The sequence below is a fragment of the Candidatus Obscuribacterales bacterium genome, assembly GCA_036703605.1.
GTDB lineage: Bacteria > Cyanobacteriota > Cyanobacteriia > RECH01 > RECH01 > RECH01.
This window is the reverse complement of record DATNRH010000571.1, coordinates 1-1,364: the sequence shown is the minus strand read 5'-3', so window position 1 is coordinate 1,364 and position 1,364 is coordinate 1. Positions and strand designations below refer to the sequence as shown.

Here is a 1,364-nt window from a genome sequence, read left to right as displayed (position 1 = left end):
GACCAAGATGAACCCCGCAAGAGAGAGGTGCTTCCTGAGGAGGACTTTGAAAGTGTGCAAGACCTCTTAAAGAAGTCGAGCTGGTCTGACTTTGCACCAGAACCTCGTTACGGCTTTGAGGATGATGGGGAGTACATTGATAGCGAGGATATGCTCGATATTGATATCCCGAGTCCCTATCAGTTCGAGCAAGAAGACCCGCTCGATGATTTTTGAAGTAGTGTCCGCTTTTAACCCAACTCGCTAGAGGTTGTCACATGCAAGACAATAACAACTACATTTACCGGCGCGGGACTACACCCAATACCCGCATTGCCGTTTCGCAGAAGAACAAGATCTACTCTGTGGCCAGAGGCAACTCTGCATTCAGCCGGATCGGTGTCGTATCTTCCTTTGGGCTTTCAGAGTCTCGTACCGTTGAAGAGGTTCGTGGTCTGGGTTACGGAGATCAACTCGCTGAGTTGGTGCCCGGTACAACCCCCTCCATGAGCATCTCCATTAGCCGGACGCTACTCTACCTTTCAAACATCTATCAGGCATTCGGCTACGCCGCTGGTACTGACGGATTGGTCCGCTCACTCAAGCACCACCAATGGCCTTTTGACATCAAGCAAGAGCTTGTATTCAGTCGGATTGCCACTGAGCAGGGGCTTCAACCGAAGCTCGTGTCGCCTGCTTCGGACGGTGTGAACGAGGCGCTCCTCACATTCTTCGAGGCGTGCTGGATGGAGTCCTATGGTGCCAACTTTGCATCGGATTCCGCTTTGATCTCCGAGGATATCGGGGTCAAGGTCACAGACATCATTGACGGCTCCAGCACCTATGGTGAATTGGCTGCTGATGGGGATAGCACGGGTAACAACCCATTCTCTGACGGCTCCAGCTCTATCCGCTACAGCGGTAGTGGCGCAGGCGTAGCAGTTGGACTCTAATCCCGTCCTAAGTTGAAAACTGGCCCTCGAAAGTCTCTTTTGAGGGCCAGTTTCAGTTTCAACCTTGGGGATATCTATAGGAAGGCATCATGGTAGATCATATACCCGGTGGATTGGGTGATTTGAAAGTCCCCTCAGACTTTGACCCCAAGCAGTTGGCAAAGGGCGTCAAGGTGGAGATGGAACACACATCTGACCCCGACATTGCCCGTGAGATCGCCATCGATCACCTGACAGAAGACCCCAAGTACTACGATAAGCTAGAGAAGATAGAGAAGCATGCGGCAGCTACCTCTGAGGAGGTCAAGAAGCTGTTGCTTGCAATGGGTATGCGGGCCCCCCAAATCAAAGGGGCTCTGGGAAAGGTCATGTCTTATCTGGAAGAGAATGGGGACGACATCCTGCGCCCCGTTCTTGCAGGCCGCTCCAAAA

Annotated in this window: 3 protein-coding genes; all 3 read left to right on the top strand. The window is 52.3% G+C overall.

Going from position 1 to position 1,364, the window contains the following annotated elements:
• On the top strand, positions 1 to 216 hold a 216-nt coding region (locus V6D20_12195; protein HEY9816540.1), incomplete at its 5' end, for a hypothetical protein.
• Between the two features lie 41 nt (positions 217 to 257).
• Positions 258 to 932: a hypothetical protein gene (locus tag V6D20_12190; GenBank protein HEY9816539.1), complete on the top strand. Its 675-nt coding sequence runs from the start codon at positions 258 to 260 to the stop codon at positions 930 to 932.
• A gap of 89 nt (positions 933 to 1,021) precedes the next feature.
• Positions 1,022 to 1,364, top strand: a 343-nt coding sequence (locus tag V6D20_12185) for a DUF5661 family protein (GenBank protein HEY9816538.1), incomplete at its 3' end; no start/stop codon positions are given.

Coding starts and splice junctions, on each gene's coding strand:
- V6D20_12190 (HEY9816539.1), top strand. CDS start 258: ATGCAAGACAATAACAACTACATTTACCGGCGCGGGACTACACCCAAT.